The sequence below is a fragment of the Streptomyces sp. E-08 genome, assembly GCF_049913095.1.
Taxonomy (GTDB): Bacteria; Actinomycetota; Actinomycetes; order Streptomycetales; family Streptomycetaceae; genus Streptomyces.
Genome location: NZ_CP183971.1, coordinates 3,651,648 through 3,666,338, shown reverse-complemented (window position 1 = coordinate 3,666,338; position 14,691 = coordinate 3,651,648). Strand labels below are relative to the sequence as shown.

At 72.9% G+C, this 14,691-nt stretch carries 14 protein-coding genes; 8 read left to right on the top strand and 6 right to left on the bottom strand.

Annotated elements, in window-relative coordinates; genetic code table 11:
• Window positions 1-3: 3 nt before the first annotated feature.
• The 5 genes from ACN9MM_RS16660 to ACN9MM_RS16640 form a co-directional block, all read right to left on the bottom strand.
• Complete coding sequence (locus tag ACN9MM_RS16660; RefSeq protein ID WP_426364365.1) at window positions 4-846, bottom strand: DUF6227 family protein; 843 nt, start codon at window positions 844-846, stop codon at window positions 4-6.
• Between the two features lie 72 nt (window positions 847-918).
• On the bottom strand, window positions 919-1,995 hold the full coding sequence (locus ACN9MM_RS16655) for a P1 family peptidase (RefSeq protein WP_426364364.1): 1,077 nt from the start codon (window positions 1,993-1,995) through the stop codon (window positions 919-921).
• Window positions 1,996-2,021: 26 nt separating this feature from the next.
• Window positions 2,022-2,813 carry an SDR family oxidoreductase gene (locus ACN9MM_RS16650; protein WP_426364363.1) on the bottom strand — a complete coding sequence of 264 codons (792 nt, stop codon included), beginning with the start codon at window positions 2,811-2,813 and terminating at the stop codon, window positions 2,022-2,024.
• Between the two features lie 143 nt (window positions 2,814-2,956).
• The gene (locus tag ACN9MM_RS16645) at window positions 2,957-5,443 is read right to left on the bottom strand and encodes a BTAD domain-containing putative transcriptional regulator (RefSeq protein WP_426364362.1); all 2,487 of its coding nucleotides are present in this window, start codon (window positions 5,441-5,443) and stop codon (window positions 2,957-2,959) included.
• A gap of 52 nt (window positions 5,444-5,495) precedes the next feature.
• Window positions 5,496-6,671: a low temperature requirement protein A gene (locus ACN9MM_RS16640; protein WP_426364361.1), complete on the bottom strand. Its 1,176-nt coding sequence runs from the start codon at window positions 6,669-6,671 to the stop codon at window positions 5,496-5,498.
• A gap of 276 nt (window positions 6,672-6,947) precedes the next feature.
• Between ACN9MM_RS16640 and ACN9MM_RS16635 the strand changes: the two genes are divergently transcribed.
• The 8 genes from ACN9MM_RS16635 (at window position 6,948) to ACN9MM_RS16600 (ending at window position 14,035) form a co-directional block, all read left to right on the top strand.
• Window positions 6,948-8,369: an MFS transporter gene (locus ACN9MM_RS16635; RefSeq protein ID WP_426364360.1), complete on the top strand. Its 1,422-nt coding sequence runs from the start codon at window positions 6,948-6,950 to the stop codon at window positions 8,367-8,369.
• Window positions 8,370-8,418: 49 nt separating this feature from the next.
• Entirely contained in the window at window positions 8,419-8,559 is a 141-nt protein-coding gene (locus tag ACN9MM_RS16630; RefSeq protein WP_426364359.1) for a hypothetical protein, read from the top strand.
• Window positions 8,560-8,625: 66 nt separating this feature from the next.
• Window positions 8,626-9,750, top strand: a complete 1,125-nt coding sequence (locus tag ACN9MM_RS16625) for an MFS transporter (RefSeq protein WP_426364358.1) — start codon at window positions 8,626-8,628, stop codon at window positions 9,748-9,750.
• Complete coding sequence (locus tag ACN9MM_RS16620; protein WP_426364357.1) at window positions 9,747-12,068, top strand: molybdopterin oxidoreductase family protein; 2,322 nt, start codon at window positions 9,747-9,749, stop codon at window positions 12,066-12,068. The genes ACN9MM_RS16625 and ACN9MM_RS16620 overlap by 4 nt, the downstream gene beginning before the upstream one ends.
• A 7-nt stretch (window positions 12,069-12,075) precedes the next feature.
• On the top strand, window positions 12,076-12,723 hold the full coding sequence (locus ACN9MM_RS16615) for a 4Fe-4S dicluster domain-containing protein (protein WP_426364356.1): 648 nt from the start codon (window positions 12,076-12,078) through the stop codon (window positions 12,721-12,723).
• Window positions 12,720-13,370 carry a ubiquinol-cytochrome c reductase iron-sulfur subunit gene (locus ACN9MM_RS16610; RefSeq protein ID WP_426364355.1) on the top strand — a complete coding sequence of 217 codons (651 nt, stop codon included), beginning with the start codon at window positions 12,720-12,722 and terminating at the stop codon, window positions 13,368-13,370. The genes ACN9MM_RS16615 and ACN9MM_RS16610 overlap by 4 nt, the downstream gene beginning before the upstream one ends.
• On the top strand, window positions 13,367-13,771 hold the full coding sequence (locus ACN9MM_RS16605; RefSeq protein ID WP_426364354.1) for a hypothetical protein: 405 nt from the start codon (window positions 13,367-13,369) through the stop codon (window positions 13,769-13,771). The genes ACN9MM_RS16610 and ACN9MM_RS16605 overlap by 4 nt, the downstream gene beginning before the upstream one ends.
• A gap of 42 nt (window positions 13,772-13,813) precedes the next feature.
• Window positions 13,814-14,035 (top strand): hypothetical protein, encoded by a 222-nt coding sequence (locus ACN9MM_RS16600; RefSeq protein ID WP_426364353.1) that lies wholly within the window; start codon window positions 13,814-13,816, stop codon window positions 14,033-14,035.
• A 19-nt stretch (window positions 14,036-14,054) separates the two neighbouring features.
• On the opposite strand, the gene mscL is transcribed toward ACN9MM_RS16600, so the two are convergent.
• Window positions 14,055-14,627, bottom strand: a complete 573-nt coding sequence (mscL, locus tag ACN9MM_RS16595) for a large conductance mechanosensitive channel protein MscL (RefSeq protein ID WP_426364352.1) — start codon at window positions 14,625-14,627, stop codon at window positions 14,055-14,057.
• Window positions 14,628-14,691 lie beyond the last annotated feature (64 nt).

Below are 14,691 nucleotides of genomic sequence, written 5' to 3'. Positions count from 1 at the left end.
GCGTCAGCGGACCCGGGAGCGGGACTCCATCGCCCCGCGGGCCGCGTGCTCGTCCTCGTACACCTCGCACATGTGCCGGCCGTCGGGCGTCGCCGTGTGCTCGACCTCCCAGAGGCTGACCTCGCTGCCGTCGAGCAGCAGGAACTGGTGCTCGTAGAGGGTGAAGCCGGCGTCCCGGCCGCCCTCCACCGGGCAGTGCCGGCCGAAGGCCTGCGTGATGTGGTGCGCGAAGGCCAGCCGGAGACGGCGGGCCGTCCGCTCGCCCGGCCGGTCCGCGTTCTCCGCGCGGCGCAGGACGCGGCGCGCGTGGTCGGCGGAGTTGTCCGGCACGTACATCCGGGGCTGGGCGGGTATCGGGCGGGCGAGCAGGGCGCTCAGCAGCTCCAGGTCGTCGTCCTCGTCGAGGGCGCGGCCGTCGGCGCGCTCCGCCGTCCACCCCTGCAGCGGTCCGGTCGGGAGGCGGGACGCGGCGAGCCGCACCTCCGACTCCTCCGTGTACAGCTCGTGCTGCTCGGTGCCGTCCCGGCCGGCGTTGTGCACGAGCTCCCAGAGGCTGAGGGCGCTGCCGTCGGGGAGCAGATAGGTGTGGCGGTGGGTCGTGCGGTGCAGCGACGCGCTGTGGTGCGAGGAGTGCAGCGCGCTGGAGTGGGCGAGCGCCGTGCCGAGGCGCTCGACGGTCGAGTCGGGCAGATCGAAGGAGTTGAGCGCCCGGCCGAGGAGCCGCTCAAGGTGCGTCTCGGTCGTCTCGTACGGATCGTGAGGATCCTGCGGATCGTTCAAGAGGGTCTCCAGGCCGTCGCCGCATGTCACTTGGTGCTTGCTTAACGTAGTCCCTGGGTCTGACATCTGGTCCGGGGTTCCGGAAAACGAAGGGCCCGCTTGGGAAGTTCCCGCCCCTTTCATTCAACTCCCTTGGGCTTACCGGGAGTACGCGCCCGCGTCCGGTCCGTACAGCTCCCCGTACGAGGGGAAGTCGCCGCCCGGGCCGCGCAGACCGCCCGGCGCCGCGAGGACCGCGCGGACGATCGCCCGGGTGACCAGGTCCGCGCCCGCCGCCAGGATCTCGTTCAGGGCGAGCGGCCCCGGCCCCGCCGGCAGCTCCCGTGCCCCGGTCGCGAGCGCGAAGACCGTGTCCCCGTCGTTCATCAGGTGCACCGGGCGCACCGCGCGCGCGATGCCGTCGTGCGCGGTGCCGGCGACCTTCTGCGCCTGGGCCCGGGTCAGTGCCGCGTCCGTCGCGACGACCGCGAGCGTGGTGTTCATCGGGGGAGGGGCGGCCGCGTTCCGCGCCTCGGCGAGCCGTCTCAGCGCCGCCTCGTGGACCGCCGTGGCCGGGAAGGCGGGCCGGCCGGCCTCGAAGTAGCCGCCGTACGGGACGCCCGTCGTCGGGTCGACGGCCGAGCCCACCGCGTTCACCACCACGAGCGCGCCGACCGTGATGCCCGACTCCAGGACGGTGCTCGCCGTCCCCACACCGCCCCGCAGACCGCCGACGACGGCCCCGGTGCCCGCGCCGACCGCGCCCGTCGGCACGCGCGCGTGGTCTCCGCTCGCGGCGGCCGCCTCGGCCGCCGCGCGGCCCGTCGCCGCGTCCGGGCGGGCCGTGAAGTCGCCGCCCCGGCCCAGGTCGAACACGCAGGCGGCGGGCACCACCGGCACCACGTGTGAGGGGTCGGGGCCGACCCGCACGCCCCGGTTCCGTTCCGCCAGCCAGGCCATCACCCCGGCGGCCGAGTCCAGGCCGTACGCGCTGCCGCCGGTCAGGACGACGGCGTCGATCCGCTGGACCACGTTCCTCGGGTCCAGGGCGTCCGTCTCCCGCGTGCCCGGCCCTCCGCCCCGTACGTCCACGGCGGCGACGGCCCCGCCCTCCGGGGCCAGCACGACCGTGGTCCCGGTCAGCGCCCCCGGCCCGGCCACGCGCGCGTGCCCCACGCGCAGCCCGCTCACGTCGGTGATCGCGTCCGGGCCGCCGGTCTCCTCGGGGAGTGTCATGTCCCCTGCCTACCACGGCGCTTGGTTCAGCGCTTGGGGCCGAGGTAGGTGCCGCCCGAGGCGTCGATCACGGTACCGGTGATCCAGCGGCCGTCCTCCGAGGCCAGGAAGGCCACCGGGTCGGCGATGTCCTCGGGCTGCCCGACCCACGGCAGCGCCTGACCGGCGATCAGCATCCCCTCCAGCGCGGGCATCGCCGCCATGGCGGCGGTGAGGCCGGCGGTCTGCGTCGGGCCGGGAGCGACCGTGTTGACGGTGATCCGGCGCTCCCCGACGACGTTGGCGAGGGTGCGGGTGAAGGTCTCCATCGCGCCCTTCGTCATCGCGTACGCCAGCTCGTCGGCGAGTGCGATACGGGTGACGGCCGAGCCGATGTTGATGATCCGGCCGCCGTCGCGGAGCACCGGCAGCAGGCCCTGCACGAGGAAGTAGGGCGCCCGGACGTTGACGGCGAAGACGCGGTCGAACGCCTCCGGGGTCTCGTCCGAGAGGTGCCCGCCCGAGGTCGTCGCGGCGGCGTTGTTGACCAGGACGTCGAGCACCGCCTCCCCCGTGTGGGCGGCGAGGCCGGCCCGGACGCCCTCGACCAGGGTGAGGACCCCGTCGTGCGAGGCGAGGTCGGCCCCGACGGAGAAGGCGCGCCCGCCGTCCCGGACGATCAGGTCCACGGTCTCCTGCGCGGCGGCGGCGTCCTGCCCGTAGTGGACGGCGACGACCATCCCGTCGGCGGCCAGGCGGCGGGCGACGGCCCGCCCGATGCCACGGGAGGAACCGGTGACGAGGGCGGTACGGGCGGTGGTGGTGGCGTGCTGCTGCATGGCGGTCTCCTCGGGTCTCCCGTGCCGCGGGGCGTCTCCCCGGGGCACGGGAAGAACAGTCGCGCCGCCCGCTGACGAACCACTGACAGCCGGCTGACGGCCCCGTCGGACCGCGCCCCACGGGGGCCGCGGCGGCGGACCCGTCAGGCGGTGGCGTCGCCCCCGGCCGGCGTCGGCAGGCCCGCCCGGCGGGCCGTCCGCGTCGCTCGGGCGCGGTCCGTCGTCGCCGACTCGTGGTCGCCCGCCGCCTCGTGGACGGACGCACGGCGGCGCAGGAGGTCCACGACGTCCTCCGCGACGCCCAGTTCCTCGAACAGGGCCAGGGCCTCCGCCAGGAGGGGCAGGGGGTCGCGCGCGTGCGCCGCGAGGCCCTCCAGGGCCGTCGCCGTCCCCCACCGCTCGCCGAGCGCCCGGAAGCCCGCGAGGGCCTCCGTCAGGAGCGCCTCCGCCTCGGCGGGCTCCGGCGTCAGATGGGCGCGGCCCACGAGCCCCAGGGAGCGGGACCACGGGTCGTCGCCGAGCCGCAGTCCCTCCACGGGGCCCACGGACGTCGACCACAGGAACGCCGTGTACGGCTGCCGCAGCGGAGCCGTACGCGAGGTGAGGAACCCCCGGGCCCGGTCCACGTGTCCGCCCTCGCGCAGGCCCGCCGCGAGGACGCACAGCGCGTACTCCTCGCCCCGTTCCGCCGTCGGCTCCACCCGGTCGAGGAGCTCCGCGACCGGCGCCGCGACCCGGCCCCGGAGCCCGCGCAGCCACCAGTACGGGCTGAGCGCGGCCACGAGCCGCAGCCCGTCCTCCGGCGCGGCGCGCCGCAGCGCCGCCCGCAGGTTGGCGTCCTCCGCGTCAAGCCGGGCCAGCCACTCCAGCTGGGCGGGCCCGCGCAGTTCGGGATCGGCCGTCTCGGCGAGCTCCCGGTAGTACGCCCGGTGGGCGTCGGGTGCCGGATCGTCGTCCGGGAGCCGCTCGGCGGCGTACGCGCGGATCGTCTCCAGCATCCGGTACCGGCCGTCGTCCCGTACCTCCACCAGCGACTTCTCCACGAGCGACGCCAACGTGCCGGCGCCCGCTCCGCACACCCGGGCCACCGCCTGCGCCGTCGCGCCGCCCCGGAACACGGAGAGACGCGCCGCCAGTTCCCGTTCGCCGGGTTCGAGCAGCGACCAGCTCCACTCCACCACGGCCCGCAGCGTGCGGTGTCGTTCGGGCGCGGTGCGGTCCCCGCGCGACAGCAGCTCGAACCGCTCGCCGAGCCCGTCCGCCAGCTCCTCCACGGACAGCGTCCGCAGCCGGGCCGCCGCCAGCTCCACGGCGAGCGGCAGCCCGTCGAGCCCCGAGCAGAGCTCCGCCACGCGCGCGTGACCGGTGAATCCGGGCCGGACGCCCGCCGCCCGCCGCACGAACAGCTCCTCCGCCGCCTCCGGGGCCAGCGCGCCGAGCGGCAGCAGCGACTCCCCGGTGATGCCGAGCGCCTCCCGGCTCGTCGTCAGGACCCGCAGCCCCGGGCAGGCGGCCAGCAGGCGCCGTACGAGGACCGCCGTCTCCACGACGACGTGCTCGCAGTTGTCCACGATCAGCAGCACGGGCCGCCCGGCCAGGGCCGCTTCGAGCCGCGCCGCACCCCGTACACCGAGCGCCGTCGCGAACGCCTCCGCGACCTCGCCGGACGGGCCGGGAACGCCCGCCACCGCCCCCAGGTCCACGAAGCGGACCTCGCCCCGCAGCCCCGCGCCCACCTCCAGGGCGAGCCGGGTCTTGCCCGCGCCGCCCGGGCCCACCAGGGTCACCAGACGGGCCGCCGCCACGAGGGCCGCCAGCCGCTCCCGCTCCCGCTCGCGCCCCACGAAGTCCGTCAGCGGCGCGGGCAGCGGCGGGAACGCCCGCTCCGGCGCCGCCCCGCCGCCCCGCAGCAGTTCCAGGTGTACGGCGGACAGCTCCGGCGACGGATCCGCCCCCAGCTCCTCCGCGAGGGCCGCCCGCACCTCCTCGTACACGGCCAGCGCGTCCGCCTGCCGGCCCGCCGCGCCGAGCGCCCTCATCTGCAGCCCCCGCAGCCGCTCCCGCAGCGGCTGCTCCCGCGCCCACCGCTCCAACTCCCGTACGAGCACGGCCGGGTCGCCGTCCACGGCGAGTTCGGCGGCGGCCCACTCCTCCACCGCGTCGAGCCGCAGCGCGTCGAGCCGGGCCGCCTGGCCCGCCGCGAACGGCGCGTCCCGTACGTCGGCCAGCGCGGGCCCCCGCCAGAGCCCGAGCGCCTCCCGCAGCAGCCCCGCCGCGCGCCCGGGGTCGCCCGCCGCGCCGGCCCGCGCGCCCTCCCGGGCGAGCGCCTCGAACCGCACGACGTCCACTTCGGCGGCGGGGTCCGCGACCGTCAGCCGGTACCCGGCGGGCGAGAACTCCACCGTCACCCCCGGCGGGAGGGCCCGGCGCAGCCGCGACACCTGGGCCTGGAGCGCGCCCTGCGCGCCGGCCGGCGGCTCGTCCCCGTACAGCCCGTCGACGAGCCGCTCCACCGGGACGGTGCCGCCCGCGTCGAGGAGGAGCCGGGTGAGCAGGGCGCGGACCTTGGGGCCGCCGGTGATTCCGGCGGTGCCGGCCACCGTGAGCGGCCCGAGGAGGCGGAAGATCATGTACGTGATTGTGTCGCGGCGGGACGTGCCTCTTCCAGCCCCGTCGGGCCTCTCAGGCGGCGGGCGCGCGCGTGCCCGGGTTCCGGGCGGTCAGCGTCACCCCGACGGCGACCGTGGCCGCCGCGACGAGGCCGGCCGCGAGGACCGACCAGCGGCCCGCGAACGAGCACATCAGGATCGCGAACGACGCCACCGGCAGCACCAGTTGCTGCGCGATGCCGACCTTGAAGTAGCGCGCGTGCAGGAGCCACACCGACAACAGGAAGACGGCCGACGGGATCGTCACGGAGGCGGAGGCCGCGAGCGTGGAGATGTGGGCCTCGCCCACGGCCTGCTCGACGGCGATCTCCAGGCCCGCGCCGACCGCGGCGGCCGACGCGAAGATCACGTAGTGGCCGTAGCCCCACAGGAAGCCCTGACGGCTGGAGGTCAGCCGGTCGTGGGCGGGCACCACGAAGTAGATCCACCAGGCGGCGAAGACCAGCAGCAGGCCGCCCGCGGCGATCGGGAGCACCTCGCCGAGCGCGTCGTTCTCGGCGATGCCCGTCTTCACGGCGACGGTCGCGGCGGCGACGGTCTCACCCAGCACGATGATGGTGAACAGGCCGTACCGCTCGGCGATGTGGTGCGGGTGCCAAGCGCTGGGCGCGTCCTTCTCCGCGTACACCGGCACGGCCATCTCGGCGAGCGCCATGACCAGGAAGACCCACGGGCGGGCCGGCTCGGGCGCGAGGAGCAGCGCGAGCCAGCCGACCTGCACGGCGAGGACCCCGCCCGCGTACCGGCGGCACATCGTCCGCTCGGCCGGGTCGGTCGCGTGGTGCGCGGCGCGCACCCACTGAGAGGCGAGCGCGACCCGCATGACGACGTAGCCGAGGTAGACGACGAGGAAGTCGTGCTCCTCGAAGGCCCGCGAGACTCCGGCGGCGAGCACGAGCACACCGGCGATCTGGACGAGGGTGACGACGCGGTAGAGGACGTCGTCGTTGTCGTACGCGGAGGCGAACCAGGAAAAGTTCATCCACGCCCACCAGATCGCGAAGAAGATCATCGCGTAGTTGAGGATGCCCTCGCCGGCGTGGCCCTCCGCGACCGCGTGCACCAGCTCGGCGCCGGCCTGCGCGACGGCCACGACGAAGCACAGGTCGAAGAAGAGCTCCAGGGGCGTGGCGGCCCGGTGCGACTCCTCGCGGGAGCGGGCGGTGAGGGGCAGGAACGGTTGTGTCATGCGCCCCAGCACAGCAGAGCGGGCGGCAGGCCGGCTCGCGTGCCACGCCCGGTGACTTGCCCGTCCGCGCACAGGTCGGCCGCGACCCCCGCCAGGAGAGGGCGGTCGGCGAGCGGCGGGGGCGGTGCCGCTGCCCGTGCTCCCGGTCCCTCCGGCCTCCCGTCGGGGGGACCTAGGCCCGCCCGTCCGGCGACCATCGGCACTGACCTCCCCCTCAGGTACGGGCGCAGCCTGGAAGGGCAAGGAAGCACCGTCCCGAAACGCCAGGGAAGCGCCATGAGTTCCGTAGTCCAGGACAGCAGAACCACCGGCCGGTCACCCGCCTCGTACGACACGGAGCAGTACCGTCCCGGAAGGCCGGTCACCGACTGGGAGCCGGAGAACGAGCTCTTCTGGAAGTCCGTCGGCAGGAGGGTCGCCGCCCGCAACCTGTGGATCGCGGTGCCGGCGCTGCTCGTGGCGTTCGTGGTGTGGCAGGTGTGGTCGGTCACCGCGACCAGTCTGAAGGACGTCGGCTTCGGCTTCTCGACGTCCCAGCTGTTCTGGCTGACGGCCGTCCCGGGTCTGACCGGCGGCACGGCCCGGATCTTCTACACGTTCCTCGGCCCGATGATCGGCCAGCGCCGCTTCACCGCGCTGTCGACGGCCGTCCTCGTGGTCCCGCTGATCTGGCTCGGCATCGCCATCCAGGACCCGACGACCCCGTACGGCGTGATGGTCGCCATCGCGGCGCTCTGCGGCATCGGCGGCGCGAACTTCGCCTCCTCGCTCGCGAACATCGGCTTCTTCTTCCCGAAGGCGAGGAAGGGCGGCGCGACCGGCATCAACGGCGGTCTCGGCAACCTGGGCGTCTCCGTCGTCCAACTGCTGACCCCGATCGTCATCACCTGGTCGACGATCGCGATCGGCTCCGCCCAGCACAAGGCCGACGGCACCCCGGTGTACCTGCAGAACGCCGCGTTCCTCTGGGTGCCGATCCTGCTGGTCCTCGCGGCCGTCGCCTGGTTCGGGCAGAACGACCTCAAGGTGGCGGCGACCCCGTTCCGCCAGCAGAAGATCATCTTCAGGCGCAAGCACAACTGGCTGATGACCTGGCTGTACGTGGGCACCTTCGGCTCCTTCATCGGCTTCGCCGCCGCCCTGCCGATGCTGATCAAGACCACGTTCCCGGACTACTCCGTCGCCGCGTACGCCTGGATGGGCCCCGCCGTCGGCGCCCTGGCCCGCTGGGGCGGCGGCTGGATCGCGGACAGGTGGGGCGGCGCCCGGGTCACGATCCTGTCCTTCGTGGGCATGGCCGCCTCCCTCGTCGGCGTGATCGACTTCCTGCCCTCGGGCAGCGACGGAGGCTCCTTCCACGGCTTCCTCCTCTGCTTCCTCGCCGCGTTCTTCTTCTCCGGAATCGGCAACGGCTCGACCTTCCGCCAGATCCCGGTCATCTTCCGCGGCACCCACCTGAAGGGCCTCGAAGAAGGCACCCCGGAACACGCCCGGGCCCTGAAGCAGGCGGAGATGGAGTCCGGCGCCGTCACCGGATTCACCTCGGCCATCGCCGCATACGGCTTCTTCTTCATCCCGGCCCTGTTCGGCTCGGTGGCCGTGACCAGCGCGATGTGGGGGTTCGTCGCCTTCTACCTCAGCTGCACGGTCGTGACCTGGTGGTTCTACGCCCGCAAGAACGCCGAGGCGCCCAGCTGACGCTGCGAAGCCCACAGAAGGAAGGCCCCGCTCCGGCGGGGCCCTTCGCATGCCCTTCCACAAGCTCGGCGAAGCGAAGTGGCAAGCACTCGCCAGACCCTTCACCCTGCACGACACCCCGTCCCCCACCCCCGAGCAGGTCGCCGCGGCCCGCGAGGTCTTCCAGGCCCACGGGCTGACTGCGGTCTGAGCGACGCGTCACCCCTATAGCGGTCAAAACGGGACCGAACAGGTCATACAGCTTTACCGTGACCGCGTGACCGAGCCACCGCAGACCGCCGAGCAGACGCCCCCACCGAGCGAGCCCCCCGCCGCGCCGCCGCGGACCACCGGGTCGCCACGCCAGAGCCCCGCCGCCGTCCGCCGCCGCGCCACCCTCGCCGGCGTCGTCGTCTCCGTCCTGCTGATCCTCGCGATCGTCCTCGGCAGCCGCCTGCTCCGCGACTTCGACTCGGCCCTCCTCCCGTACGCCGTCGCCACCGTCTTCCTCGCCTTCGGCGTCACCTACCGCTACACCGTCTGGATCTCCGCCCCCGGCGCCCGCCGCCTCTTCCAGCAGGGCTGGCGCTCCTTCTTCTCCGCCGCGAACTTCCGCAGGGCACCCACCGCCCTGCCCAGGATGATCGCCACCTACCTCGGCTTCCAGAAGTTCCTCGGCGCCCGCTCCCACGCCCGCTGGGCCGCCCACCAGCTCCTCTTCTGGGGCTGCCTGCTCGCCGCCGCGATCACCTTCCCCCTCACCTGGGGCTGGTTCACCTTCACCTCCGACAGCGGCTCGGGACCCGGCTACGAGATGCGGATCTGGGGCTTCAAGATCATCGGATTCGACGCGCTCAACGCCGTCGGCTGGCTCATGTTCCACGGCCTCGACATCGCCGCCGTCCTCGTCATCGCCGGCGCCTCCTACTTCCTCTGGCGCCGCATGAAGGACCGAGCCGCCATCACCGGCCAGCGCTTCGCCTACGACCTCGTCCCGCTCATCGCCCTCATCGTCATCTCCGTGACGGGGCTGCTGCTGACCTTCTCGTCGATCTTCCTGCACGGCGGCGGCTACGAGTTCCTCGCCATCCTCCACATGGTGTCCGTCGTCTTCACCCTCATCTACATCCCCTTCGGGAAGTTCTTCCACATCGTCCAGCGCCCCGCCGCCGTCGGCATGCAGCTCTTCAAATACACCGCCCGCCGCGAGGACGACGACGAGATCCTCACCTGCCGCCGCTGCCACGAACCCATCGACACCACCCCCTACGTCGCGAACCTCCAGGGCACCATGCGCGACCTCGACCTCGGCTTCGACGCATGGGCCGAGTACTGCCCCCGCTGCAAACGCGTCCTGCGCGGCAACGCCTACCTCGATCACGTCAAGAAGGGCTTCAAGTGACCGCGACCGACCCCGCGACCCCCGGCCGGCCGCTGCCGCTCGATCCCTCCCTCGCCCCACCCGGCACCCGCAGCTTCCGCGACGCCGGCGGCATCCCCGCCGACCGCTGGCACGCCGACCAGAACGGCGAGACCCTCGTCCCCACCCACTGCTGCTTCTGCGGCGTCCAGTGCGGCATGTACCTCCGCGTCGACCGCCACGGCAAGGTCTTCGGCGTCGAACCCCGCAACCACGACATCAACCGCATGCGGCTCTGCCCCAAGGGCATCAACGCCTACCAGCAGGTCAACCACCCCGACCGCCTCACCGCACCCCTCCTGCGCCGCAGCCGCGACGAGGAGTTCCGCGAGGTCAGCTGGGACGAGGCCCTCGACCACACCGTCGCCGAGATCCGCCGCATCCAGGCCGAACACGGAAGCGACGCCTTCGGACTCCTCGGCGGCGCCAGCCTCTTCTCCGAGAAGACCTACCTCGTCGGCAAGTTCGCCCGCGTCGCCCTCAGGACCCGGCACGTCGACTACAACGGCCGCCTCTGCATGGTCTCCGCCGCCGGAGCCAACAAACTCGCCTTCGGCATCGACCGCGCCGGCAACCCCTTCTCCGACATCCTCCTCACCGACTGCCTCCTCATCGCCGGCTCCAACGTCGGCGAATGCTTCCCCGTCATGACCCAGTACCTGTGGGGAGCCCGCGACCGCGGCGCCTCCCTCATCGTCGTCGACCCCCGCGAGACCGCGATCGCCCGCACCGCCGACGTCCACGTCGCCCTCAAACCCGGCACCGACTCGGCCTTCTTCAACGCGGTCCTCCACGTCGTCGTCGCCGAGGGCCTCACCGACGAGACCTACCTCGCCGCCCACGCCACCGGCTGGGAGGACGTCAAGAGGACCGTCGCCGACTACCCGCCCGCCCGGTCCGCCGAGATCTGCGGCGTCCCCGAGCAACAGATCGTCCAGGTCGCCCGCATGTTCGCGGGCGCGGACAAGGCCATGGCCTGGCACGCCCGCGGCGTCGAACACCACTCCCAGGGCGTCGAGAACTGCCTCTCGATCATCAACCTCTGCGCCGCCACCGGACACATCGGGAAGCCCGGCGCCGGCTACGGCACCATCACCGGCCAGGGCAACGGCCAGGGCGGCCGCGAACACGGCCAGAAATCCGACCTCCTCCCCGGCGGCCGCTCCATCACCAACCCCGAACACCGCCGCCAGATCTGCGAGATCTGGGGCATCGACGAAGCCGAACTCCCACCCGCCGGCACCTCCATGATGGAGATGGTCTGGCAGATGCAGCGCAAGGAGATCCGCGGACTCGTCGGCATCTGCAACAACCCCTTCGTCTCCCTCCCCCACTACGCCACCGTCAAGGACGGCTACGACACCCTCGAATTCCACGCCCAGTTCGACTTCTTCCTCTCCGAGACCGCCGCCAACGCCCACGTCGTCTTCCCCGTCACCGTCTGGGCCGAGGACGAAGGCGTCATGGCCAACGCCGAAGCCAGGGTCGTCAAGCACAACAAGGCCCAGGAACCCCCCGCCGGCGTCCGCACCGACACCTGGGTCATCTGCGAACTCGCCAGACGCCTCGGCGCCGGAGACAAGTTCGCGTTCCCCGACTCCCGCTCCGTCTTCGAGGAACTCCGCACCGCCTCCGCCGGAACCGTCAACGACTACTACGGCATCACGTACGAACGCCTCGACGAGACCGGCGGCATCGCCTGGCCCTGCCCCAGCACCGACCACCCCGGCACCCCCCGCCTCTTCGAGGACGGCCGCACCTACCACCCCGACGGCAGGATCCACATGCAGGTCGTCGAATGGCACCCGCCCATGGACCCGTACAGCGAGGAGTACCCCCTCTCCCTCACCACCGGCCGCACCGTCGCCCACTTCCTCTCCGGCAACCAGACCCGCCGCCTCGGCGCCCTCGTCGAACAGACCCCCCGCCCCTGGGTCGAGGTCCACCCCTCCCACGGCTTCCGCAACGGCGACCCCGTCCGCGTCGTCACCCGCCGCGGCAGCGAGGTCTTCCCCGCCCTCGTCACCGAGGCCATCCGCCCCGACACCGTCTTCGTGCCCTACCACTGGCCCGTCCCCACCGCGGCCAACGCCCTCACCATCGACGCCCTCGACCCACGCTCCAAGATCCCCGAGTACAAGGTGTGCGCCGCCCGCATCGAGGCCGCCGAACGCGTCGACGACGTCCCCGCACCCCCCACCGCCCCCGGCCACCAGGCCTACCTGGAGACCCAGGTCTCCCGCACCGACCCGCTGCCCCCCACCTCCCCCCAGGGCCGCGGCACCGCGGAGAGGAGCTGACCCGCACATGATGGGCCGCACGATCTTCATCGACCCGGGCCGCTGCATCGGCTGCCAGGCCTGCGTCTCCGCCTGCCGCGAATGCGACTCCCACCGCGGCAAGTCGATGATCCACCTCGACTACCCCGACGAAGGCCACTCCGTGGCCTCCCTCCCCACCGTCTGCATGCACTGCGAGGACCCGGTCGCCCCCTGCGCCGAGGTCTGCCCCGCCGACGCCATCCTCGTCACCGCCGACGGCGTCGTGCAGCAGGCCGACACCACCCGCTGCATCGGCTGCGCCAACTGCGTCAACGCCTGCCCCTTCGGCGTGCCCAAGATCGACCTCCAGGCGAAGCTCCAGATGAAGTGCAACCTCTGCTACGACCGCACCGCCTACGGCCTCGCCCCCATGTGCGCCACCGTCTGTCCCACCGGCGCCCTCTTCTACGGAACCCTCGACGAGCTCCGCGCCGAACGCCCCGGCGTCCAGGTCGCCGACTCCTTCACCTTCGGCAGCACCACCGTCTCCACCGGAGTGGCGATGGTCGTCCCCGCCGACAAGGTCCAGTGGCCGGTGCCCGGCGGCCTCCCCGTCGTCGAGATCAACGGAAGGGACGTGAGCGCGGCGAACTCGAACAAGGGCGGCGGCGGGCGACGGGAGGGCGTCCGTTGAGCGTCACCGACCCCCAGCCACCCGCCCCGGACGCCCACGCCGACGCCGCCCAGGAAGCGCTCCGCGACCGGATCGCCGCCGACTCCCTCACCACCCGGCGCGACTACCTGCGGATCGTCACCACCGTCTCCGGCGGCATCGCCGTCGGCGGCATCGCCGTCGCCTCCGGCATCCTGCACCGGCACGGCGACCCCGACGGCACCCCCGCGATCAAGAAGATCGCCGACCGGATCGAACCGGGGGAGTCGCTCGCCTTCCGCTACCCGGGCGACGAGGACCGGGCGATCGCCGTACGCATGGACGACGGCACCCTCGCCGGCTACTCCGCCGTCTGCACCCACCTCGCCTGCGCCGTGCTCTGGCGCAGGGAGCGGGGGAGTGAGGGCGAGCTGTACTGCCCCTGCCACGAGGGGATCTTCGACGCCCGCACGGGAGAGGTCACCGCCGGCCCCCCGCCACGCGGCCTGCCGAAGGTGATCCTGCTGGAGCAGGTCGACGGCAGCGTCTGGGCCGTCGGCACCGCTCGCTCCGGCGAGAGCCTCCAGGAGGGCTACTGCCGCCAGCGCGGGGAGGGCAGCCCCCTCTGCGAGCGCCTGGAGGGCGGCGCGGCCCCGACCGTGCCCGCCGAGAGGAGCGAGCGGACATGAGCGAGAGCGCGTTCCCCCGGGATCCCGAAGCCCCGGAGCCGGCGGAGCCCCCGCGCCCGCCCGCCTACACCCCCGGCAGCGCTCAGCCCCGGCTGAACCGGCCCGTGCACGAGCGCTACCCGCAGATCCGGCCCACCAGCGGGTACGGCGATCCCCGGATCCGGCGCACCGGGCCGGGTCCCGGGGCCGGTACGGAGCAGGAGCCGGAGCGTTCGTCGAAGCTCTCGGCGCGTCTGGCGCTGGCGCTCACGGTCGTCATCGGCCAGCTGTGGGGGCTGACGATCGTGGTGGACGAGTGGATGACGGGCGACACCGGCACCGCCTGGTGGGGCGCGGGCTTCCTCGTCCTGTCGTTCCTCGTGGTGCTGGGCCTCTGGCTGATCGACCCGAAGGACCGCTGATCAGAGGGGTACGGGGCGGGTGAGCGGGCGTACTCTGAAGAGATGAGCACCGCCCCCGCCCACGGACCGCGAGACGCGAAGCGGCCCGGCACATCTTCCAGTCCCGAGAACAGTCCGAAGCCGGCACTCGTCTTCGACGATCCGCTGGACCAGCAATCCGCGGACGACACGGACCGCGGGTGGGGCGAGCGGCCTCCGGTCGGCGGCGACAGCGCCGCCGACCTCGCGCGCTTCCTCGACGAGAAGCCGCCGCACCACCTCTGAGACCGGCGTGTCCCGCCGGTCAGGAGGTGGGGTGCGTCCCCGAGCCACCACCGGAGCCCGAGCCGAAGCCGGAGCCAGAGCCGGAGCCAGAGCCTGTCGCCGGGCCGCGCTGGGCGATGAGGTGGTCGCGGATCTCCTTGAGCACCTCCAGCTCGCTGATCTCCATGACCTCCTCGACGCCCTCCTTCGCCTTGTCGTGCGCAGCGCGCTTGGCGAGGATCTTCGCCATCGGCAGGACCATGAGGAAGTAGACGACGGCGGCGGTGATCAGGAAGCTCAGCACGGCGCTGAGGACCAGGCCCCACTGGATCTGGATGCCCTGCACCTCGCCGTTGACCACGACGCAGCTGTCCTTGATGCAGGACGAGTAGCTCTCCAGGTCCTTGGTGCCGAAGGCGCCGACGACCGGGTTGATGATGCCCTTGACCACCGAGTTCACGATGTTCGTGAACGCGGCACCGATGACGACCGCCACCGCCAGGTCGATCACGTTGCCACGCATCAGGAAGGCCTTGAAGCCTCCCAGCAAACTTTCCTTCTTCTCGGCCACCGAGGTGCCTTTCGTCGCGTGTGCTGCTGTGTGCGGAGCCATTAGGCCGTGAACCGCGCACAGGCGTCCAATCCGTACACACTGGACGGTGACTTGACAGCGAGTC

Excerpts from the sequence above, each read along its gene's own strand:
- ACN9MM_RS16660 (WP_426364365.1), bottom strand. The coding sequence starts at position 846 with ATGTCAGACCCAGGGACTACGTTAAGCAAGCACCAAGTGACATGCGGC.
- ACN9MM_RS16655 (WP_426364364.1), bottom strand. The coding sequence starts at position 1,995 with ATGACACTCCCCGAGGAGACCGGCGGCCCGGACGCGATCACCGACGTG.
- ACN9MM_RS16650 (WP_426364363.1), bottom strand. The coding sequence starts at position 2,813 with ATGCAGCAGCACGCCACCACCACCGCCCGTACCGCCCTCGTCACCGGT.
- ACN9MM_RS16645 (WP_426364362.1), bottom strand. The coding sequence starts at position 5,443 with ATGATCTTCCGCCTCCTCGGGCCGCTCACGGTGGCCGGCACCGCCGGA.
- ACN9MM_RS16640 (WP_426364361.1), bottom strand. The coding sequence starts at position 6,671 with ATGACACAACCGTTCCTGCCCCTCACCGCCCGCTCCCGCGAGGAGTCG.
- ACN9MM_RS16635 (WP_426364360.1), top strand. The coding sequence starts at position 6,948 with ATGAGTTCCGTAGTCCAGGACAGCAGAACCACCGGCCGGTCACCCGCC.
- ACN9MM_RS16630 (WP_426364359.1), top strand. The coding sequence starts at position 8,419 with ATGCCCTTCCACAAGCTCGGCGAAGCGAAGTGGCAAGCACTCGCCAGA.
- ACN9MM_RS16615 (WP_426364356.1), top strand. The coding sequence starts at position 12,076 with ATGATGGGCCGCACGATCTTCATCGACCCGGGCCGCTGCATCGGCTGC.
- ACN9MM_RS16605 (WP_426364354.1), top strand. The coding sequence starts at position 13,367 with ATGAGCGAGAGCGCGTTCCCCCGGGATCCCGAAGCCCCGGAGCCGGCG.
- ACN9MM_RS16600 (WP_426364353.1), top strand. The coding sequence starts at position 13,814 with ATGAGCACCGCCCCCGCCCACGGACCGCGAGACGCGAAGCGGCCCGGC.
- mscL (WP_426364352.1), bottom strand. The coding sequence starts at position 14,627 with ATGGCTCCGCACACAGCAGCACACGCGACGAAAGGCACCTCGGTGGCC.